This window comes from Kribbella sp. NPDC104218 (assembly GCF_055584105.1).
Genome location: NZ_JBVJMQ010000002.1, coordinates 1,144,222 through 1,166,487, shown reverse-complemented (window position 1 = coordinate 1,166,487; position 22,266 = coordinate 1,144,222). Strand labels below are relative to the sequence as shown.

Here is a 22,266-nt window from a genome sequence, read left to right as displayed (position 1 = left end):
GTTACGGAATGTCTTCGAAGGTGAGGCCGGCGAGGACCGCCAGCTCCTCGAAGGCTTCGGCTTCGCTGGGCGTCAGGTCGGTCCGGGACTCGAGCTTGTCGGCGATCGAACGGATCGTGTCGAGGGTGAGCTCGATCGGTGCGGCCGGAGCATCCGGCCCGGGTGACGGGGGCGCGGTCGCGGCGGCCGGTTCGGCCGGAACGTCCGGCTCGGTCGGCGTCGGTGCGGTGACTGCGGCCGGCTCGGGAACGGCTGCGGCCGGCTGGGTTGCCGGCGCCGCCTCGGCGGGAGCCTTCGTGGCGGGGGCTGTTGGCTGGATGCCGAGTTCGGCGAAGGCTGCGGCCCTGGTCGGCAGCGACTCGGCGTGCGCGACGAAGGCGGCGGCTTCGGTGCCGAAGCCGAGCGAGCGAGACTCCGCGAGCAGCCAGCCCCGGTAGAACGTCCACGACGATTCACCCTTGAAGCGCCCGATGTGCTGCTCCAGGAACGCGACCCACCGGGGGTTCGTCGTACTGGGCGGGGGCGGTGCTGGTGGGACGTGTTCGGCGATCAGGTGATCGGACCAGTCGTCCAGGAACTTCTGTAGGTCGGTCGTGCGCGCGGACCTCCAGACCGGGTATTTGCTGTCCAGTGCGTCGCGGACGAACTCGGGCCAGATACCGCCGACGCCGGCTTCAAGCTTGCGCTGCTGTGCGCCCGTCACCCACGACAGCGTCTCGGCATCGGAGGGCGGGGGCGGCGCGGGCGGCACGTGTTCGGCGATCAGGTGATCGGACCAGTCGTCGAGGAACTTCTGCAGGTCGGTCGTGCGCGCGGACCTCCAGACCGGGTACTTGCTGTCCAGTGCGTCGCGGACGAACTCGGGCCAGATACCGCCGACCCCGGCCTCGAGCTTGCGCTGCTGCGCCTCGGTCACCCACGACAGCGTCGTCATGTCGGGTGGCGCCGGACTCGCCGCGGCAACCAACTGGGGGTAGGCGCGCGCCAGCTCGACAACCCCGATCCGGTCCATCTCCGCGATGACGCCCATCGGGTTGCCGAGACGTTCGACGGCGACCACGAACGTCTCCACGAACGAACTCCCGAAACTGGAGTCGAACTGCGACGCCGTCTCCGCAAGCTCGCGCTTCACCCCATCCCAGTCGGAGCCGGCATTCGCGTACGCGGCGCAAACCGCGTTGAACCACCGCTCGGCCTGCGTCTCACCCACGATCTGTACGGCGACAATTGCTCGCTCGGTCTCTTGGTCGTACATCTGGTCACCTTCGCTCGGCTGCGGGAGGCTGGATCGAACCGCCGTCCCAGCATCACCGCCCCCGCCCCGCCCCGCCGGTGCCCCAGGCCAGACCTTGGGGCACTCCCAACCGACCCCATCGGGCAGCCGCCATGCACCTCGAGCTCACGACCCCACCACAGACCGCTGCGCCGCACGGACAACCCGTACGGCGCAGCAACTACCACTCAGTCAGCAGGTCCGGCCCCCCAACCGCCCCGGCGTAGAAGGCACCCGACACCCATCCGAGCCCCCCGCCGAGCCACCGCCCCCACTGCCGCGACCGTGACTGCCACCGCCACCTCCACTGGGCTGCTTCGGGAGGAGGCTAGCGATCTGGAGGATGCCCAGGGGGCCGAGCGACGGGCGCTTCTTCTCGTAGGCACCGGCCGCCAGCGAGCCAGTGAGCCCGAGCCCGTAGAAGGACCAGTTCCATCGGCTGTAGAGCTTCGCCTGCTTCGCCTGGTGGATGGCTTCGAGATGCGTGTTCACGATTTTCTGGTTGACTGCCAGGCTGGCGTGCTCGGGGCCCAGAGCGGCGTCCTCGAATCTCGTCGCCCGGTCCTGGGCCGCAGCGCCTTTCTGGCTCGCCTTGCCCGCTTCGGTTCCGGCGCGAGCGCCGGCCATTCCGGTGACCAAACCGAGCATGTCGAACCCGGCTTTCTCTACCTCACCGTTCAGCAGGTTCTCGACTGCGCTGGTGCCGGACAGCCCCGTAGCGAGCATGCCGAGTACCCGGCAGGTCGGGCAGACGAGGCTCCCGAAGGCGGCGACCTTCTTGCCGCCTTCGTAGATCTTGCGGAAACCGCCGTGTGCCGTGAGCAGACCATCGCCGGCTTGGGACCATCCGTTGTTCATCGCCTCGTCGTTGCCGGTGATCCACCCCGCGGTGCCTTTGACGCCGCCCTCGACCGCCTCGTAGGCGCCGACGGCGACATCGACGACACCCTCACCGATTTCGACCACCCCTTCGACAGCGTCGGTAGCGAGCGCCGCGCCGGCGTTGACCAGATCGCCGGCGCCTTCCCAGATGTCGCTGACGAACGAGAGGCCGGTGGGGTCGGAGTAGGTGATGGGGTTGTTGTTGGAGTAGGTGTAGCCGTGCATTTGTTGGGGGTCGGCGGCGTCCATGATGGGGTCGACGGAGAGGAATCGGCCGAGGGCGGAGTCGTAGTAGCGGGCTCCGATCATGGTGAGGCCGGTGGAGGCGTCGTTGGTGCCGCCGACGAAACCTTTTTCGCCGGGGAAGGTGACGGCTGGGCCTCGGGCGCCGCCGAAGGGGGTTTGGCGGCGGCGGGTGGTTTTCATGGTTGTTCGGTCGACGGATAGGTCGAGGGTGGCCTGGTGATCTGCGCCGAGCCAGGTCAGGCCGGACGCGGTGCGGGAGGCCATGGTGGCTTTGCCGTGTTTGTAGAAGCGGGTGGCCGTCAGCGAGCCGGTCGCGGTGTTCAGGCTGAGCTCCTGCGCGCCGAGGTACAGCGTCGTCTTGCCGGGCTCGCGGCGCAGCATGCGCCCGCCGCCTGCCCAGTAGGCGAATGCGGTCGCCGTGGTGCCCTCGGTGACCTTGGCGAGCTCGCCGTCGGCGTCCCAGGTCAGCGTCTGGGATTTGCCCGCCACGGTCCTGGTCTTGGTGTTGCCGACTTCGTCGTAGCTGAAGGTGTCGGTCGGGGCGCCGGGCTGGCTGACCGACGCTACCTGGTGCGAACCAGGCCGGACCGGGGTGTAGGTCCGGGTGGTGTCACCGGCGGCCGCGTGCTGGACGTCGCTGGTTCGGTTGCCGACCTTGTCGTACCCGAACGAGTGCCAGTACGGCGCTGGCCCGGCCAGACCCTCCACAGTCGGCGTCGCGGCGCAGTCCGAGCCCGGCGTCCACGCCTCGGTCAGTCGTCGCAGGTGGTCGTAGCGGAAGCACTGGACGTCGGCCGGCTGATCGAGGGTGCGGTCCGCGATCGAGGTGATGTTGCCGGCTGGGTCGTAGTCGTAGCGGACGTCGGACTGCATCGGGCGGTACACCTCGGTGTCGAAGATCGTCCGCTGCAGGCGGCGCGTGTCGTCGGTGTAGTAGTACGACTGCCACGCCCGGCCGCCGAGCACCTTCGGATCGCCCATCAGAACGCGTTCCACCTCGCCGTAGCGGCTGTAGAGCGTTTCGCCGACGTACGGCACGGTGGTGCCCGACAGCCCGCCGGTGGTGGTCAGCGGCCTTCCGGCATTGTCATAGCCGTAGCTGACCGTTTCAGCGGGCAGGTCGCCCGCCGCCGGGTAGAGCGTGCTCGCCAGGCTCCCGTCGACGTTGTAGGTGGACGACGAGGTGTAGCTGCCGGCCAGCTTGCCCTCTGCCTCCGGGATGATCACGCTCGTGGTGAGCGGCTTACCCAGTGGGTTGTAGTTGCTGACCCGGCTGACATAGGCGGCTCCGTTGAGGTAGCGCGTCGAGGAGGCGATCTGCCCCTTGCCCATCACAGCGGTGTCGTAGGCCCACTCGGCCCGCTTGGTGCCACCGACCTGGCCGTCGTACTCGGCGGTCTGCCGGCCGAGTGGATCGTAGGTGTAGGCGAGCGTGTTGCCGCGCGCGTCGGTCGTGGTGAGCAACTGCCCGCCGTCGTCGAAGGTCTTGGTGACCAGGCCCTTGTCCGGATCCTCCACCCGGATCTTGTGACCGCGAAGGTCGTAGCCGTAGCGCCAGACGTTGCCCGCCGGGTCCTTCACCGACTCAAGTTGCCCGGCCTTGGCGTAGGTGTAGTACGTGCTGTCGAATCCGGCGTTCGGCGACGATCCGCTCTGTGTACGCCGCTCGATCGGGCGACCCCGTGCGTCACTGATCGTCGTCGTCGCAATACCGCCGGACGGCGGTGTCTGGTGGACCCGGTCGCCGCCGTACCTCGTGGTGGCACGCCATTTCTCGACGCCGAAACCGAAGGTGACGGTCGCGATCTCTCGCCCTGCGCCGTCGAACTCGCTGACGGTGTGGCTGGCCACCTGGTTGTCCGCGGCCACCCAGAGCCGGTCGTCCACCGCGCCACTGTTGTAGTACGGCGCGGTCTTCTTGTACGCCCTGCCGAGCCGGTCGTAGCGGACGTCGGTGAGCAGTCTGCCGCCGCCGGGCACCGGTACCTGCTTCTGCCGTTCGCGATAGTGGCCGTCGTAAAGGGTCTTGACGGTGACCTGGTTGTCGTTCGGCCCGACTGTGCTGGCGGTGACCGTGCTCAGCTCGGTCTTGCTGGTCTTGTAGGAGTACTTGTGGCTGGCGGATTCCCTTACCCGGCTGCGGTTCGGCAGCCACACCGCGGTCTTCCGGCCCAGCGGATCGAACTCCGTCTCGGTCACCCGCTGGTTCGGGTCCACCGTCTTGGTCGGCGCGCCCCAAGCCGGGTCGTGGGTCGTGACGACCGTGTGCCCCTTGGGGTTGGTCACCACGCTCTGGGTGAGCGGACCGGCGCCGGACGGCGTGTACTCCGTCTTGGTCACGCGCCCGACCGCGTCGGTCGAGGTGAGCACGCGGCCGAGCCCGTCGTAGCTGCTGGCGCCCGCGGTGTAGTAGATCGGCCCCTGCTGCGTGCGGTTCTTCAGCTGCTCGACCTTGGTGATGTTCCCGCGGAGGTCGCGGGTGTTCCTCGTGTCACTGATCGCGTCCTCGGGGAACGCGGCGGCCGCGGAGCAGCGGACGCCGACCGTCTCCACCCGGGACGGGAAGTCGATCAGCCACTGACCGGCGTCCCGCTCGTAGGTGGTGCGGGTGCACCGATCGTCGGCGGCAGTGGCCAGATCGCCGAGGTCGTCGACCTTGATCGGCAGGCCGTAGCCGTCGTGCTCGGTGACCTGCTTGGTGACGCGCCAGCCACCGGCGGCGAGCGCGGTGTAGTTCTCCTCGGTGCCGCTCGTCACCACATAGGCCTTGAGCGATCCTCTGGTGGCGGTCGGCCCCTGGTAGTCCGGCCAGCTCACCTTCTTGGCGACCGCCGCGCCGCCGACGCCGTTGTAGGTCGTCGATTCCACCGGCTGACCGGCGAGCCAGTCATGGTCGACGCGGAGGCCGTTCTCCGAGTCGGCGACCGATTCGGACTTCGTGCCGCCGTCGGGTCCGGCGCGGTCGCCGTCCATTCCTCGATAGAACCGGAGCTCGGTCTGGGTGGGCGGTCCAGAGGGGTTGTCGGTCTCGCCGGAGCGGATACGGACCCGCTCGTACCCACGGAACTCGTTCCAGGTCTTGTCGTCCGCGGCGACGAACTCGGAGGTGTCGTAGCGCCAAGCGGCTCCGCCGAGGTACTCGTAGTACGTCGTCTGCTCGGGGTTGGTGCCCTTCAGGTCCATCGTGGACACGTGGCCGACCACGTACTTGTGGAAGTGGTCGGTGCGCTCGGCGTGCTGGTCCTTGCGCCAGCGCGCCGGATAACAGCGTTTGGTGTTGGTCTCCGGCTTGGCCGGCAGCGAGGACGCCGTACAGTCCGGATTGGCGTAGGTCACCGCGACCACCCCGCCTGCCTCGGACACAACCGCGGTGACGCGGTAGCGGTTGAGGGGACCGACGCCGTCCACTCGTTCCACCCGGTTGGGGAACTTCGTGCCCTCGAAGCTGACCGACGGCAGCGTCGTCGTACCACCGACGTGACCGGTGTGCTGAATGCTCTTGAGCCACAGGGCGGCTTTGTAGCCGTCTCCGGGATCAGGGAAGCTCTGCGTCAGCTCCCAGCTGTCCACCGGGGTGTAGCCGGCTCCCCGACGCACGCTCGTGGTGATCTTGGACAGCTTCTTCGTCGTCCAGAACGTCGGGCTGTGCTTGTCCTTACAGGTCGACGACACACACCGGTCGCGCAGCGGCGTGTCCGGCCAGTTGCCGCGCTTGTCGAAGGCGCACTCACCCGCATCCAGGCCAGGTATGCAGCGGTTGTCCACCTCGAAGTCGACCCGCCCACCGGCTTGCGCGTTACCGTCGTTCGCGCGCAGGCCGTACTCGGCGCGGCGCAAGAACCCGCCGCGCACGTAGGACGCCGCGTCGTCCTGCTTGTTCTTGCCGTAGGAGTTGGTCTCCTTCTCGTAGCTGTAGACGATCATGTTGCCGTTGCGGTCGATCACCTTGTCCAGGTTCCACCGCCAGGCCTGAGTGCACGACGAGGACGCGAAGGTGCTGTCGTGGCAGGGTTCCCCGGGGTCGTCGCCGTAGACCGGTACGGTCCAGGTGGACTCCGACGCGGCGCGCGACCCGTAGAAGTACTGGGTGCCGTCGACCGTGGTGATCTTCCAGTACTCGCCGTCGTCGTCGCCGTTGGCAACGCCTTTCAGCCGCTCGACCTTGGAGCCGTCGTCCGACTTCGGACGCCAGGTTCCGGTGCTGGAGTCCCGGATCAGCATCCCGCCGCCGCCGTTGTAGCTCGCGGTCGCGTTGTCCGATTTCCAGCACCGATCCCCGGTGCCCTCCGGCGGTGTGTACTCGCCCTTGTCGTCCTGACACAAGGCGTACGTGCGTTCCACGAAACCTGGCGACAGATCCCAGCCCTCACCGATCCAGGAGGACTGGTTGTTCGTCGCGCTGTTGCGTCCGTCCACTCCGGATGACGCGTAGCTGAGCGACAGCTTGGGATCCAGCCCGCCGGCCGACGGCGGCACCCGGAGTGGATAGGACCAGGTGAAGTCGCCGGTTCGTGCGGCGACCTCCCAGGTTGCCGAAGGCGACAGCGAGGTGGCCGTGTGCGCACCGCCGCCGGCCTGCGCCTCGGTGTCGGCCTGCGGGCCGGTCAGCTCCGCCGCGGTCGCGGCGTCAGCTGGCCGCGACCCCAGGGTCTGCTCGCTGACAGACGTCGACGGAACCTGTGGCAGTGGTACCGACGGCCCGCCGTCGGCGTAGGCCACCGGTGTGGCATTGACTTCGAGAAGCGTCGCTACCAGAACCAGTCCGACGCCGGCCGCGATCGCACGCAGTGGATTCCTCATTCTCGTTTCCCCCTCGCTCAGTTCTCGGCCGGTTCGACGCCACCTGGCGGCACGGTCAGCAAGTAACCGAGCTGATCGGTCACCTGCCGTCCCTCACAGGCGTCGTCGACCGAGAGGAACTTCTCGTTGCCGGCGCTGCACCGGAACACCGCGCGTCGACGAGGTCTTCGGGCACGTTGTCGGTGAACAGTCGGCCCTGTCCGCCCAGCGGTACGGCGCCGTCGCAGGTCAGCGACAAGTACTGGTCGATTCCGGCTCGGCAACCGACCAGGTCGGCCTGTCCGTCCGCTGCGGACAGCGGCAGGTAGCCCTGCAGCTCGTCGACCCGGTAGCCAGGCGGAGTGCCGTCCACCGTGGACCACTGGTCGCGTTCGACACCGTTGTCGTGGTCGCCGGCCGGACTGACGTAGCGCACCATCGGTGCGTAACCGACCGCGTAGCCGAGGATCAGCTCCTTTTCCTGGCCCTCACAGGAGTCCCACCGCGAGTCGAAGTGCACTCCGGCCTTCTTGCACCGATTGATCGGCACGGTACTGACTCCGGCGGGTGGACTGATGTACACGAGACCGATGTCGCCGGCCTTCGGGTACAGGCCGTTCGCGCAGGTCGGGTCGTCGGTGGTGACCACGTTGACGCCGACTCGGCAGCCGTACAGCATCTTGGTGTTGGGCGCGCCGACCGGCGCCGGCATCCCGAGGCTGGACTCGAACCGGTAGCCGGACGGCGGAGCGTCGGTGCTCGCCGTCTGCCAGGTGCCCGCCGCGTTGACGTAGCGGCCGAGCTGGCCGGCCGGGGCAGGTGCCCAGGCGGCGTTGGCCGCGATCTCGGCGTCGGACAGCACGCCCTGCCCCACCTGTACCTCGTCAATGAGTCCGGTGAAGTAGTCCGTCTGCTTGCCGTTCACCTTGCCGCGGCCGATCGACAGCTTGTCCATCGCGTCCCACAGCGTCACGCCGTCCAGATGTCCTTGCAGCACACCGTTGACGTACAACCGCAGCTGGGACGCCGCATGGTCGTACACCCCGGCGAGGTGCACCCACTCGTTCAGCGCTGCCGGCTGGTTGGACACCACCAGCAGCGGATCGGCATTGTCCGCGTCGCGGTCGAACGCCGTGAACGCCCAGTTGTTCGCGGCCGGTCGGTACTGCAGCGCAAACCCGTGGTTGCGCGTTCCGTCCTGGCTGAGCACGGTGGCCGGTGCCTCGCCCGGATTGGTCAGCTTCACCCAGGCAGAGGCGGTGAAGCTGTCCCTGGTACTCACTCCGAACGCACCGGAGGCGTGTGCGCCGGTGGTTGCCAGCCGGAGCGCTTTGCCATCGACTCCGCCGTCCTCGATGGTGGCGCCGCCGGACATCGTCAGGTCGACTCCGCCGCGCGAGTAGTCCCGGGCGGTGCCGTCGTTGAACCGCCAGCTGTCCCGAACGGTCCCGGGCGGCTCGTCGTGCAGGGTGCGCGCCTCCGACGCGGTGATCGCTTTCGCATAGGCCCGCACGTCGTCGAGGCCACCCTTGAAGAACTCGCCGGCCGCCGCCCGGCCAACCAGGAGGTGGCCGCTGGCAACCACTGCCCGGTCCGGCGTCAGGTTGGCCGCAGACACTGTTCCATTGATGTACAACCACACCTGGTGGCTGGTCGGGTTGTAGCTGGCCGCCAGGTGCGTCCACTCGTCCGTACGCACCGGGAGGGTGGAATGGGCTGTGGTGACCACTCCGCCGCTGTCGACTGCGACAGCCCATCGGTCTTTCGCCTTGTCGTAGTACACCTTCATCGCGTTGCCGGTGGCGCCTTCCAGCGCGACCGCGGTTCGGTTGGCCGTCTTGTCCTGCAGATTGGCCCATCCGGACACCGAGAAGGCAGCCGCAGTGTCCAGCAACGGCTCGCTGGACGACGCTTGGTCGTCACCGGACAGCCACAGAGCCGAACCGTCTCGACCGGGTCGCCACTCCGGCGTACCGGCAAGTGTGAGCGCCTTGTCCTTACCGGATGAGTCCAGCTCGTCGTTGTCGAGCTTCCAATGCCCCACAACGGTTTGCGCGAGACCGGGACCGGCGTCCGCGGTCAGGTAGGAGTTGTGCAGCCCGGAGACCCAGCTGTGGTTCAGCGCCCCGACATACAGTCGTGGGTCGTCCACGGCGCCGCGGAAGTGCTCCGCGGGCGAGCCGTTGATCTTGCCGCGACCGATCTGTACGCCGCCGTTGCCACCGGTCGTCGGATGGGTCCACGGAGAGTTCATGTCGGCCTGAGCGACCCGCATTCCGTTGACGTACAACCAGATTCGGTTGCTTGGTTGGTCGTACACGCCGACCAGGTGCACCCACTTGTTGACCTCGGCGGCCCTCGTGTTCAACGCGGCCGAAGTCGCCACGTCGTCCCGGTCGGCTCTCGGCAGCTCGAACAGCCACTCGCCGCACGGCAGGAACGGGTCTTCGACGCAAGGGGTTCCGTTGTTCTCGTCAGTGCGGTGCCCGAGCCGGAACTTGCTGGTGTTGGCGCCGTCCACGCTGACCGCGGTCATCGTGGAGCTGCCGTCCCGGTAGCCGTCCAGATAGACCCAGGCCGAGACCGTGAAGCTCTGGTCGGTGCGCATACTGGTCAGCGCCGAAGTGCCTGCCGAGTCGTCCACCCCGTCCAGCTTGATCGCATTGCCCGACTTGCCGGGCACGAAGGCCGCGCCGCCGCGCAGGGTGCCGCCGAGGCCGCCCGTGCTGTCCGCTGTGGTCGATCCGCCGGGCTCGTTCAGCGGCCAGCTGTGCCGCAACCGGAGATCCCGGCCCGCCATCGTCGCGATCTCGTTCGAGAACAGCTCCCTGGCGTAGACCTCGACATCGTCGACGGCGCCGGTGAAGAACTGTTCGCGCACTCCGGCGTACTTGCGCGCGCCGATGATCAGCGGCCCGGAACCGGCAGACGGTGCGGTGACCGCGGCCGTGCCCTGCTGCGAACCGTTCACGTAGAGATCGAGCTTGCCCGGGTCCTTGCTGTACACCCCGGCCAGATGGGTCCACTGGCCGATCTGAACCTCCGGGCCGACCGCTCTGCTGATCTGTCCGGAGGTGCCGATGAGAGACATCGCCCAGCGGGTGACGTTCTTCGCATCAGGCATCGCGCCCAGGGTGAACGTCGAATTCGGGCTGCCGTCCTGGGAAACCACGATCTGGGCACTGCCGGCCTTGTCGATCTTCGCCCAGGCGGCCACCGCGAAGCTGTCGCTGGTGTTGAGCGTCGTCTGAGCCTCGACATGCTGCTTCTGCCTGCCGTCGAGCTTGATCGCGAGATCGGACGGATCCGGGACGTCCGACTGCCCGGCGGTCCAGGTGGGGGCGCTGTCACCCTTCAGCGTGCCGCCGGGTTCGGCGTTTCCGTCCAGCTTCCAGTGGCCGACCGTCGGCTTTCCGACGGCGAGCAGGCCCTTCACCTCGGCGTCCGAGATCGACCGGTGGTACACGCGGACGTCGTCGATCTTGCCGGACCACGGCGTACCGTAACCGCCGCTCGCGATCATCCGGCCGATCTGGAAGGCGCCGGTGGCGTTCCAGGTCGGCGCCGGACGGGTCACCGAGGTCGCCTTGCCGTTGACGTACAAGGTCATTCGGCCACTGCCCGAGTCGTACACGGCCACCAGATGGCGCCACTCCGAGGTTGTCTTGGGCAGTGCCGCGGACAGCACCGTGTCCCTGACCGAATCCGGTGTATCGCTCCGAGTCATGGTGAAGGCGTAGCGCCCGTCGTCCTGGAGGCGGAGGGTGAAGCCGGCCTCCGAGGCGCCGTCCTGGCTGAGTGCGGCTTGGGTGATCGAAGGTTTGTCCGTGCTCAGCCAGGTGGACACCGAGAAGCTCTGATCGGTGCGCAGCTGCGGGGTGCTCGGCGTCGCGTGGTCGTCGACGCCGTCGAGCCGGAGGTAGCCGCGGTCCACGGGCTTCTCGTCGCCGAAGCTCGCGCCCAGATTCAGGACGGCGTCGCTCCCACCGATCACCTCGTTGTTCGCGGTGGTGCCGGACGTCTCGTCGAACGGCCAGTGCGCGGCCTGGACGTTGTCCTGCCGGAGCAGTGCCCGCGCCTCGCCGTTGGAAAGGGACCGGTCCCAGACCTTCACCTCGTCGACGTCGCCGATGAAGGGACCGACCTTGAACTCTCCCGCGGAGTGCCACCGTACGTTGTGGTTCACGGCCGATTCGGCTCCGTCGACGAACAGAGTCATCACGCCGCCGGCTCCGCTGCTGTTGACGGTGTACCGCGCTGTCACGTGCGTCCATTTGGCCGCGGCGTCAGGCCCGAGCAACTTGTCGACCGCCGCTGTGGGGCTGTCCGACTGCGGCATCGCGAACACCCAGCGGCCGTTCTCGGTTCCGAGCCGGAACCCGTGTGCGGCGTTACCGAACTGGCTGAGCACAGTCTGCGCGACGGCCGGGTCGGTCGGCTTGACCCAGGCCGAAACGGTGAACGAGCTGTCCGTGCGGACCAGGTTCTTGATCGGCGTGCCGGGACCGCGCTTGGCCCAGGCAGTCATCTGACCGTCAGTGCCCAGCCGCAGGCCGAGCCCGACCGCGCCCTCCGGGTAGCTGGTGGTCCCGGACAGCACTCCGGTGGTGTCGTTCAAGGTGTCCGGCAGGTACGCGGAGTTCTTGGTCTCGTCCTCGAACTTGTAGTGCGCCAGCGCGCCGTTGCCCGGCCGGACCTTGAAGGCGTACTGCCGCTCTTCGCTCGGGTTGCCCGCGCGGTCGACGCTGTTGACGAACAGCGTCATGGGCCCGTCCTTCGGCGGCGCCGTCCGCAGCACCGCACTGCCACCCAGCTTGTCGGCGTAGACCTTGCGCTTGGTGGTCTCGCCGGTCCACCAGTACTCGAAGTGATTGATGTCCGGGACGCCGTTCGAGCCGAAGGTGAAGGTGTCCGGCACCCCGATGCCGCCGTGCCAGAGGTTGTCGCCTTCCTGATACAGCAGACCGGCCACCGACGGTGGTTTGGACGGCCGTGTCGCGTCCACGGCGAACGTCGGCGCCGTCGCGCTCGGCCCGGCGGTGTTGGCCGTGTCGACGCCGTGCACCTTCCAGGTGATCGTCTTGCCGTTCTTGTCGCGCAGGTCGAGATTGTGACCGCGCACGAGGCCGGACTTGTTCAGCGGGTGCGTCTGGATCTCGCCGCCGCCGTAGTTGATCGTCCAAACGGACTTCAGCTGGTCACCGTCGGGGTCGGACAGCGTCGCCTTGAGCCAGATGTCCGACTGAGCGCCGATGTAGCTCTTGTCGTTGCACCATTTGCACGGCGCCGGCAGCGGCGGGTCGGTGTGCAGGTTGGTCGGCTTCCGCGGCGGGTGGTTGAACTTGACCGTCAGCTTGGTCTCGCCGGCCTTGTACTTCCGCCAGTCCCACCGATGGGCGGAGTCCTCGTGATCGGCCTTGAGCAGGTAGGTGGACACGCCGTTGGTGTTGACCGACGAGCCGACGTCGAAGCCCAGGTATCGGTAGCCGCCGCAACCGGTGTAAGAGAAGGGGGCGAGCCGGGTGTCCAACAGCGACTGGCCGTCGGGCCGGGTGTTCCAGGTGGTGCCGGAGCCGATCGACTTGGCGGCCCGCCACAGCTCGTGCCGCTGGGTTCCGTTGGAGCAGCTGGGGCTGTAGACCATGGTGGTCCGCAGCTCGGCCGACAGGATCTCTCCGGACAGCGAGCTCGTGTCGAACTGGAAGTAGGCCCGGGTGATGTCGATGCCGTTGCAGAAGTCGAACCCGCAGTAGCCCACCTTGGCCCAGGTGTCCACGTCGTTGCCGCCGTTCCAGTACGACGTGGTCGGCTTACCCGAGAACACCTTCGTCCAGCCGGACTTGCTGTAGGTCTTCCAGTCCGGGTCGATGGTGAGCGGGAACTTCGCGTTCGGATCGGCGAGCAGCGCGGCGTCCGGAACGAGAGTCAGCTTCCGCTGCCCCAGCTCCACCTTCACCCTGGCCTGTTTGCGGGTCTTGGCCGGTAGCTCGTCCGGGGCGTCCCACATGGACGGCGGCGCGGCTTCGAACACCGGCGTACCGCGTTCGTCAACTGCGTGCAGCGCACCGGATTCGGCCTGCTGGACGCTGACGCCCTTGCTGCTGAGGCCGAGGCTGATCCGGCGCAGTGCCGGGTTCTTCGCGGCCTGCGCGTTCTTGACCACCACCCGCTGGGCGTAGCCTCTCGCCTCCGCCCGCATCACCAGGTCGACGCCGGGCAGGACCTCCGGGTAGGTAGCGGTATCGCCGCGAACCGTCGGTGCGGGCAGCTTGCCCGGCCAGGCCAGCTCGACCGATTTGGTCGCGCTCCCCAGTCGCACCAGCGGTCCGGTCCCGCCTGCGGACAAAGCGAGTTCGGCCGGGACGGCGCGCGGACCGAAGGTTCCGTCCGGTCGGCGCGTCAGCGTCGTGTCGACCGGATTCCAGCGGCCGGCCTGCTTGACCCGCACCGGCTCCACGTTCAGCGTGGCCAGCATCGACCCGTCCGGCTGTGCATGCACGATCCGGTCTTCGGTGGTGAGCTCGGCTACCTCGGTTGGGGCGGTTGGGGTCGTTGGCGGCGGCTGTTGGGCTGCTACGGGTAGGGCGACTGTGGTCTGACCTACTACTGCCACAGCAACTGCCAGTGTGGTCAACACACGCATGAATCGACGAACCCGCATCGCATCTTCCCCCAGTCCGGATCTGGACGGCCCCGGCCGTCCACGCGGCCCATGCGGCCGCGCCAGCGAAAGTTTGCGAGCCGGAGCTCACCGACGACCAGACCTTCCCGGCAAGTTGCCGGGAAGTTGCCGCCGGTGCCGGAGCGTCAGGTGCAGGTTTCGCGGTACGGCGATTCCGGCAGGGACTGGCGCCACTCGTCCTGGGTGAGGTTGCGGGCGAGGGTGTCGCAGATGCGCTTTGCGGTGCGCTCCGGGTCGGTCGTCCACACGGTGGCGGTCTGGTCTGCGCCGGCGGAGGCGAGGGTGCTGCCGTCGGCGCTGAATGCGACCGCTCGGACCGGTTCGGTATGGCTGCCGCTCAGACTGGCCAGATGCGCGCGCCGGTCCACGTCCCACAGCCGCACTGTTCGGTCGGTGAGACCGGCGGCCAGCATGCGGCCGTCGGGGCTGAAGGCGAGGGCGTTCACCGACCCCGGGATGCCGTCGAGGACGGCGGATCGAGTGCGGCGCCCGGCGTCCCAGAGGATCACTGTCCGGTCGATCCCTGCGGAGGCCAGGGTGCGGCCGTCCGGGCTGAACGCGACCTCTCTGAGCGCCCCGGTGTGGCCGGTGAGGGTGGCTAGCCGCGAGCGCTTTGCGACGTCCCAGAGCACCACGGTCTGATCTTGTCCCGCGGTCGCCAGCGTGCGGCCGTCCGGACTGAAGTCCACGCTGTGGAGCCCATCGGCGTGGGGGAGCGTGGCGACGGCGGTCCGGCTGGCCACGTCCCACAGGATGACCTTGCCGTCGAAGCCGGCGCTGGCCAGGGTTCGGCCGTCGGGGCTGAACGTGACGTCCTGGACTCGATTGGTGTGTCCGGTGAGCAGGATCGCGGGTGCGTCCTTGGCGGTGTCCCAGAGGGTGACGGCGAAGTTGGCAGCAGTAGGCAGATCGGTGTCGGAGCCGGTGCCGGCCGCCAGAGTGCGGCCGTCCGGGCTGAACGCTACGGCGTTGATCGACGAGGACTTGGCGGTGCGGGTGGCCAGGCGTGACCGGCTGTCGGCGTCCCAGAGCATCATTGCGCCGTCCTTACCGGCGGTGGCTACCGTGCGCCCGTCGGGGCTGAGGTCGACGTCGTTGATCCAGTCGCGGTGTCCGGCGAGCGGGCGCTCGCTGGGGTCCCACAGGATGACCGTCCCGTTCTCTCCGGCCGAGGCGAGCATCGAACTGCGGGGATTGAAGCTCAGGGTGTAGATGTTGTCGGGATGGCCGGTGAGGCGAGTCAGCAGGTTGTGACTGGCGGCGTCCCACAAGATGACCGAGTGGTCGTGTCCTGCGCTGGCCAGGGTGCGTCCGTCCGGGCTGAAGGCGACTGCTCGAGCGTCGCCGGTGTGGCCGGAGAGGGTGGCCAGCTGGGTGCGCTTTGCGACGTCCCACAGCCTGACGGTTCGGTCCGGGCTGGCAGAGGCCAGCGTGCGTCCATCGGGGCTGAAGGCGACGGCGTCCGCTGACTTCGTGTGCCCTGTGAGGCTGGCCAGCTGAGCGCCGGTCCCGGCGTCCCACAGTCGGACTGTTTGGTCTGCGCCGCCGGTGGCGAGAGTGCGTCCGTCCCGGCTGAACGCCACGGCCTGCACGACGCCGGTATGGCCGGTGAGAGTCGCGAGTTGCTTGTAGCTTTCGGCATCCCACAACCGGATCGTCTGGTCGGCGCCGGTCGTGGCCAAGGTGCGTCCGTCCGGACTGAACGCAACGGCTTTCACCGTCGCGGTGTGCCCGGTGAGCGTGGCCCGCGGCGCGCCCGTTGCGGCGTCCCAGAGTACGACGTTCTTGTCGTCGCCACCCGTGGCCAGCAGCCGTCCGTCCGGGCTGAACTCCACTGCTCGCAGCCAGGTCGCATGACCGGTCAGGGTGGCTCGGCGGGTGCGCTGCCGGGTGTCCCACAGGACGACGGTCTTGTCTCGGCTGGCGGTGGCCAGTGTGCTCCCGTCCGGGCTGAATGCGAGCTCGGAGATCGGGTCCTTATGACCGACAAGTTCGGTCTGGTACGTCTGATGCGCAGACAGGCTGAGCAGCGCTCCGCGGGCCTCGGTCGTCGGCGACGTGCGGAAGGCTTCCACACCCAACAGCATCGCGTTGCCGGGCCGGGACTCGACCAGCGTCAGCGCCTGCGCAGCTAGTTGGCGGGAGATGGCGTCTCGGCTTTGCCGGACGGCGTCGCGGCCTTGCGTGACCGCGACTGCCCCAACAGCGGTGACCACGAGGAGCAGGACCGTCAGCCCAAGGGTCAGGTAGCGGAAGTGCCGTTGGCGTCGCGCGCTCGTCTGTCGCTCGGAGGCCTCAGCAGCGTTGCTGGCATCGAGAAAGCCTTGTTCGGCCGAGTTGAGCCGGCTCTGGTGTCCGTCCTCGTCGGCCCAGTCGCGGGCCAGCGCCAGCCGGGTTCCCCGGTACAGCGCCCCGGGGTCCTGATCCAGCGAGTTCCAGGTCTGCGCGGCATCGGTGAGTTGGCGGTGGATCCGTAGGCCGTCCCGGTTCTCGGTCAGCCAGTCGTTGAGTCGCGGCCAGTGCCGGATGAGTGCCTCGTGGGTGAGCTCCACGCCGTCCCGGTCGAGGGTGATGAGCCTGGCCTGGGCCAGCCGGTCCAGAACGGTGGCGGTGTCCGCGTCGGCGTCCAGCTCGCGACGGCTGATGCGTCGCTTGGTGACCGCACCCGTATCGCCCAGCGCGCACAGCCGAAGCAGGATGTGTTTGGCGCTGGCCTGTTGATCGGCCGCGAGCCCGGTGTAGATCGTTTCCGCGGTGCGGGCGAGCGCGGTGCGCAGCCCGCCGGCGGCTTCGTACCCGGCCAGGGTGAGGGTCGTGCCCCGGCGCCGCCGCCAGGTCTCCAGCAGCACATGTGAGACCAGCGGCAGCACCCCAGGGTGGGTGGCCGCTGCAGCGACCAGCTCGGTCACCAACGCGGTTTCCACCCTGCGACCGGCGAGCGCCGCCGGTTCGGTGATGGCCCGGCGCAGCTCTTCCGACGTCATAGGACCGACCAGAACCTGGGCGTCCCGCAGCGCGTCGACCAGCTCCGTGTACCGGCCGCAGTGGCCGTAGAAATCGGCACGTACCCCCAGAACGACCCGGGTGCGGCTGGTCGGGACGGACGCTGCCGTGGTCAGCGCGGTGATCAGCCAGGCCCGCTCGTCGGGATCGTGGCACAAGGTGAAGACTTCCTCGAACTGGTCGACCACCAGCACCAGCTCGGCGTCGTCCGCCCGATCGGCCATCGCCTGCCGGATCCGGAGATGGAGGTTCTTGGGCGAGGCGGTGAACTCGGTGAGCAGCGTCGTACTCGAGACGTTCAGTACGCCGGCCAACCGGACTGCGCATTCCTCCATCGGATGCGGACCCGGGGTGAACACGACCGCCAGGCGGTCCTGACGAGCGAGGTCGGCCATCAGGCCCGCGCGCAGCACCGAGGACTTGCCGCTGCCGGAGGCGCCGAACACGCCGACGAACCGATGGTCCCGAACCCGGGTGACGAGATCGGCGACCAAACCCTCCCGCCCGAAGAACCGATCCGCGTCGCCGACCTGGAACGCGGCCAGCCCGGCATAGGGCGCGCCCTCCTCGTCGGACCCGCCCGGTTCGGCCGCTGCCATCGAGGTCTCGGACTCGACCTCTCGCCAGCGCTGTTCCCACTCCGTGGTGTCGCCGCCGCAGGCCGCGACAAACGCGAGGGTGACTGCCAGGCTGGGCAGCCGCCGTCCACTCGCCGCCTCGGACAACGCCGCCGCCGAGTAGTGCGCACGCCGGCTGAGCTCGCGATAGGTGGGACTGCCCGCCTCCTGGCGCAGCTTGCGCAGGTCTCGCGCGATCCCGACCAGGGGCTCACTCCCTGGCTCCAGCGGCTTCTCGCGTCCCGGCACTCCAACCACCCCTCGTACGCGATCGTCGTTCACAGTCCGTTGTTCAGAGTTCACCACGGGAAACTGAACAACCCGGGCACGGTAGACAAGTACACGCGACTGCGGGGTGCAGCCGCGGGTTCTGGCAACGCCGTACGCCGAGCCGGGTTCGACGATGGGGGAGTGGCCTGGTGCCGGACACCTGGTGGATTCACGCTGGTAATGACAAGGTCGCGTACCTGTCCAGCAGGAAAACCGTCGGCGCCGTGATCCGCCGCGCCCGGACCGACAGCGGCTTCACCCAGGCGGAGCTGGCCCGTCGGTCCGGAGTCAGCATCCGAACGATCCGCAACCTCGAGGGTGATCGGATCGCCGCTCCGAGGCAGTCCTCACTGGAAGCGCTGGCGACCGTGCTCCGGATCGACGGCGCGGGGGCCGCCGAGCCGCTTGCGCAGCTGAACATGGGTCCATCGGGACCGGACGACGTCCTGGACGCCGTCGTCGCCGCGCTGGACGCCGCCCAGCTGATCACGACCGCGGGGGTGTACGGGATCGACAAGATCCGGCTGGCGCGAGTGATCGCCGAGGAGCTGCACACGATCGCGGCCAGTGCCTGCCGGTGCCCGTGGCGCCTGGACAGCCTGTGCCCGACGCCGGACGACTTCTTCGCCGTCAGCAGGTGAGAGCTAGTACGTCGGCTCGCGGTGGGTGGTGATCGCGTCGGCGGTCAGGGTGACGAAGTGCTCGGCGAGCGTCCGGTCGCGCTGGGCCACCCCTAGGTACAGCGCTTCCAGGATGATCATCTGGGCGTGTCGGCAGGCCATTCCGCCGGTTCGGGGCGGGAGGTCCCGGGCGGCGGTGAGCAGGACGATCTCGGCGGTGTGGGCCAGGGGAGACCGCGGGTAGTTGGTGACGGCAACGGTCTTCGCGCCCTGGGACGCCGCCAGCCGGAGCGGCTCCAGGACCTCGACGGTCTCGCCGCTGTGCGAGATCCCGATCGCGACGTCACCCGGCCCGAGCAGGACGGCGCTGGTGAGCGCGTTGTGGACGTCGCTCCAGGTCGACGCGGCGCGGCCGATCCGGTGCAGCCGGAGCCCGAGATCCTCGGCGACCGAGGCCGAGCCCGACACCGCGTACAGGTCGATCCGGCGCGCGTCCGACACCGCCTGGACGACCTGGTCCAGGGCCTCGAGATCGAGACCCGCCGCGGTCTCGGTGATCGCCTGGGTGTCGGTGTTCACCAGGACCCGCAGGACCTCCTCGATACCGGCGTCGGGGCCGATCTCGACGTCGGCGCCGTGTTCGGCGTCCCGGACGTTCTCCGCGGCCAGGGCGAGCCGGAGTTCGGCGTACCCGCCGAGACCGAGGGCAATGCAGAACCGGGTCACGCTGGGCAGGGAGGTGCCGCAGCGCGCGGCGAGCTCGCCGATGGTCGAGGCGGAGACCGCGGCCGGATCCCGGAGCACCTCGTCGGCGATCCGCGCCTGAGTGGTGCTCAGCGCCGGCAGCAGAGCATGGATCCGGGCCTGCAGGGTTTCGGGCATGGAACCGATTCTCAGACGGTCACTGAAACGTGTCAATGACTCCCCGGAAAGGCGCGGAAGTATAGCGCCCGCGGAATGGGCCGGACGGGTCGCCGACCGGCGTCCGGCGCTCGGGAGCGAGCCCGGATGGCCGCTCCCGGCCACGCGCACCAGCCGGGGTCAGCCGCACCGGACCGGTGGCCGGTGAATGATTCACACGTCGGGTCGCCTTCTCCCTGTGGCCGGTCGGTGGCTGGCCGGATCCGGACGCTTTGGCGGTGGTGAGAAGGATCGACGGACGCCGTCCGTCCATGCATGGTCTGGTCATGAGACTCCGCGTGCCAGCCGCAACGTTGGCAGTACACCCCAGGAAGGATCGACGGATGCGAGCTAGATCGTGGCAGACCATGACCCGCGTGGGGGTGCTCCTGGTCACCCTCGCCACCCTCCTCACCGCCAACCCGGCGGTCGCGGCGCCGCTGGCGCTCCCGTACCCGGACCGGGACGCGTACCGGATCAAGTCGATCCATACCGACTTCTGGCCGAACCGGGACGAGATCGCCGGCAACAACACCGGCGGGGTCGCGATCAACGTCATCTGGGACGAGTGGGAACCCGCGGTGAAGTCCGCGCCCTGTACGACCGGCGAGCAGGAGTACGACGGTCGCTGTTACCAGATCCACCAGCAGACCGACGACGAGATTCGCGAGTACGCCAACCGCGGCCTGATCATCACCGCGGTCGTCTACGGCACCCCGGCCTGGGCCCGTCAGGGCAAGGTCTGCTCGCCGGCCAACGGTGATTCGAGATTCGCGAGGTTCTGTACGCCGAACGATCCGGCGGACTTCGGCCGGTTCGCCGGGATGCTCGCCCAGCGGTACGACGGGCTGCGCGGCCACGGCCGGATCGCGGACTTCGTGATCAACAACGAGGTGAACACCAACGTCTGGTTCGACATCGGCTGCGGCCAGGGCGTCCCATGTGACAAGGCCAAATGGCTCGACGAGATCTCCGCGAACTACAACGCCGCGTACGACCGGATCAAGGCCGAGCAGTCGACCGCGAAGGTGCTGGTCTCCCTCGACCACCAGTTCGGGATCGAGCTGGAGGATCCGGCCGCGGGTGGCAACAACGCCAAGCTGGCCGGAACGACTGTGATCAGCGCAGTCGCGGCCCGGGCCGGTGGACGCGACTGGCGGATCGCGTTCCATCCGTACTCGAACCCCTTGGTCAGCGACGTTTTCGGGCCGGACGACTACCCGTGGGTGACGCACGGCAACCTGGGGGTGTTGATCGGCTGGCTCGCCAAGACGTTCCCGGGCCACCCTGCCGCGCAGGAGGTCCAGCTGACCGAGAGCGGCGTCAACTCGATCAACCCGTCCTCACCGGCCAAGCAGGCCGCCGGCGTCTGCAACGTCTTCCGCAACGTCCTCGGCACCCCGGGCATCGTGAACTTCAACTACCACCGGATGAAGGACCACGCCGACGAGGTCAAAGACGGTCTGGCCGTCGGCCTGCGAAACCCCAACGGCACCGCCAAACCCGCTTGGACCACCTGGGCCCTTGCCAACCGCAACGATCTCACGCCGGCCCAACTCAGCTGCGGCTTCGAGAAACTCCCCTACACCACCCTCACCCGCGGCAACCACCAGACCCGCGGCCACTGGGCCTCCTCCCGAATCCTCCCCAGCGGTTTCAGCACCGAAGCAACCTGGCGCCTGTTCCGCAAGCAAGAGCCGGGCACCGTCCCGCTCTACGAATGCAAAGTCGGCACCCACAACCTCCTCACCCGCTCCGTCGACTGTGAAGGCCTCCCGCCCCTCGGCCCGGTCGGCTACGCCCGCACCACCGGCACCGACCCCATCTACCGCTGCTACATCCCCTGGAAGGGCGACCACTTCATCAGCCGAGACGCCAACTGCGAAGGCCAGCAACGAGAATCACTCCTGGGCTACGGCGCCTGACCCGACCACATCGGCCGACCGCCAACTGAGCGGTCGGCCGATGGCCGAGCTGGCCCTCGGAGGCGCTCGTTCGCAGTAGGCTCCCCGGCGAGACCTTCTGTGACTCCGAACCGCCCCGAGGAGATTCATCATGATTCGTCGCCTGCTCGCTGTCGCCGCGGCCGCCGTCGCCGTCACCAGCTGCCTGAGTGCCGCGCCCGCCGCCGCGGCGTACACGTTCGGGAATTTGAGCTTCAATCTCTGCGGGAACAAGTGCAACGACGGCCGGCTCGTCGTCGCCGACGAGGTGGTCGACTCGATCATCAACCGCAACCCGCGGACCGCGACGCTGCAGGAGGTCTGCGCCGGGCAAGCCAACCGGATCCGCAATCAGCTGGCATCACGCGACTACCAGGTGATCCACGTCCCGACCGCGCACAAGTGCGACGACGGTTCGGACTACGGCATCGCGCTCGTCACCCGCGGTACCCGCGACTGGTACAAGGTCTGGTCGTTGCCGAACCCGAACGGTCACGAGCCGCGCAAGATGGTCTGTGCGATGCTGTCCCCGCAGCGGTTCATCGCGTGTTCCACCCACATCGACTTCCACGCCGACGGGACCCGCGGGGTCCAGGTCAACAAGGTGGCGAGCATCCTGGCCGACTACGCGACCGCCGGCCACCCGGCCTTCGTCGGCGGCGACTTCAACCTCACCCCGACCGACGACGCCCTCGACGTCATGTACCGCCCGGCCTACGGCGGCGGCGCGACCGGAACCCACACCGAAGCCAACGGCTGCTGCAGCCGCTCCGGCCCCGCCACCGGTGACGGCGGCGCCAAGATCGACTACGTCTTCATGAAGGCCCCCGCCTTCACCCCCAACGCTTCCTCCGTCGTCTCCACCCCCAACTCCGACCACAAGAAGCTCTGGACCAACATGACCCTCAACTGACCGGCAAACGTCGGACGGGGGGGGGGGGGGGGGGGGGGGGGGGGGGTGGGGGGGGTGGGGGGGGGGGGCGGGGGGGGGGGGGGGGGTGTGGTCGAGGACGCGACCCTGGACCTTGAACCCGGGTTCACGGCCGTGACC

The 22,266-nt window shown here is 68.5% G+C and carries 8 protein-coding genes; 3 read left to right on the top strand and 5 right to left on the bottom strand.

What is annotated here, in order from left to right:
- Position 1 precedes the first annotated feature (1 nt).
- The 4 genes from ACZ6ZD_RS21240 to ACZ6ZD_RS21225 all read right to left on the bottom strand — a co-directional run bounded on the left by ACZ6ZD_RS21240 (position 2) and on the right by ACZ6ZD_RS21225 (position 17,731).
- Positions 2 to 1,255, bottom strand: a complete 1,254-nt coding sequence (locus ACZ6ZD_RS21240; RefSeq protein WP_465674620.1) for a hypothetical protein — start codon at positions 1,253 to 1,255, stop codon at positions 2 to 4.
- A 210-nt stretch (positions 1,256 to 1,465) separates the two neighbouring features.
- Positions 1,466 to 7,201, bottom strand: coding sequence for an RHS repeat-associated core domain-containing protein (locus tag ACZ6ZD_RS21235; RefSeq protein WP_465674618.1), 5,736 nt, complete (start codon positions 7,199 to 7,201; stop codon positions 1,466 to 1,468).
- Between the two features lie 79 nt (positions 7,202 to 7,280).
- Positions 7,281 to 13,823, bottom strand: coding sequence for a LamG-like jellyroll fold domain-containing protein (locus ACZ6ZD_RS21230; RefSeq protein WP_465674616.1), 6,543 nt, complete (start codon positions 13,821 to 13,823; stop codon positions 7,281 to 7,283).
- A gap of 164 nt (positions 13,824 to 13,987) precedes the next feature.
- Positions 13,988 to 17,731 carry an nSTAND1 domain-containing NTPase gene (locus ACZ6ZD_RS21225; RefSeq protein WP_465674614.1) on the bottom strand — a complete coding sequence of 1,248 codons (3,744 nt, stop codon included), beginning with the start codon at positions 17,729 to 17,731 and terminating at the stop codon, positions 13,988 to 13,990.
- Positions 17,732 to 17,901: 170 nt separating this feature from the next.
- On the opposite strand from ACZ6ZD_RS21225, the gene ACZ6ZD_RS21220 reads away from it, so the two are divergent.
- Positions 17,902 to 18,393: a helix-turn-helix domain-containing protein gene (locus tag ACZ6ZD_RS21220; protein ID WP_465674612.1), complete on the top strand. Its 492-nt coding sequence runs from the start codon at positions 17,902 to 17,904 to the stop codon at positions 18,391 to 18,393.
- 3 nt (positions 18,394 to 18,396) lie between these two features.
- Here ACZ6ZD_RS21220 and ACZ6ZD_RS21215 read toward each other — a convergent pair whose 3' ends face one another.
- Positions 18,397 to 19,254: a MurR/RpiR family transcriptional regulator gene (locus ACZ6ZD_RS21215; protein ID WP_465674610.1), complete on the bottom strand. Its 858-nt coding sequence runs from the start codon at positions 19,252 to 19,254 to the stop codon at positions 18,397 to 18,399.
- Positions 19,255 to 19,616: 362 nt separating this feature from the next.
- Here ACZ6ZD_RS21215 and ACZ6ZD_RS21210 point away from each other — a divergent pair, with 362 nt between their 5' ends.
- Together ACZ6ZD_RS21210 and ACZ6ZD_RS21205 are read left to right on the top strand one after the other, a co-directional pair.
- Complete coding sequence (locus ACZ6ZD_RS21210; protein WP_465674608.1) at positions 19,617 to 21,197, top strand: DUF5722 domain-containing protein; 1,581 nt, start codon at positions 19,617 to 19,619, stop codon at positions 21,195 to 21,197.
- A gap of 130 nt (positions 21,198 to 21,327) precedes the next feature.
- Positions 21,328 to 22,128 carry an endonuclease/exonuclease/phosphatase family protein gene (locus ACZ6ZD_RS21205; RefSeq protein WP_465674606.1) on the top strand — a complete coding sequence of 267 codons (801 nt, stop codon included), beginning with the start codon at positions 21,328 to 21,330 and terminating at the stop codon, positions 22,126 to 22,128.
- Positions 22,129 to 22,266: the final 138 nt, after the last annotated feature.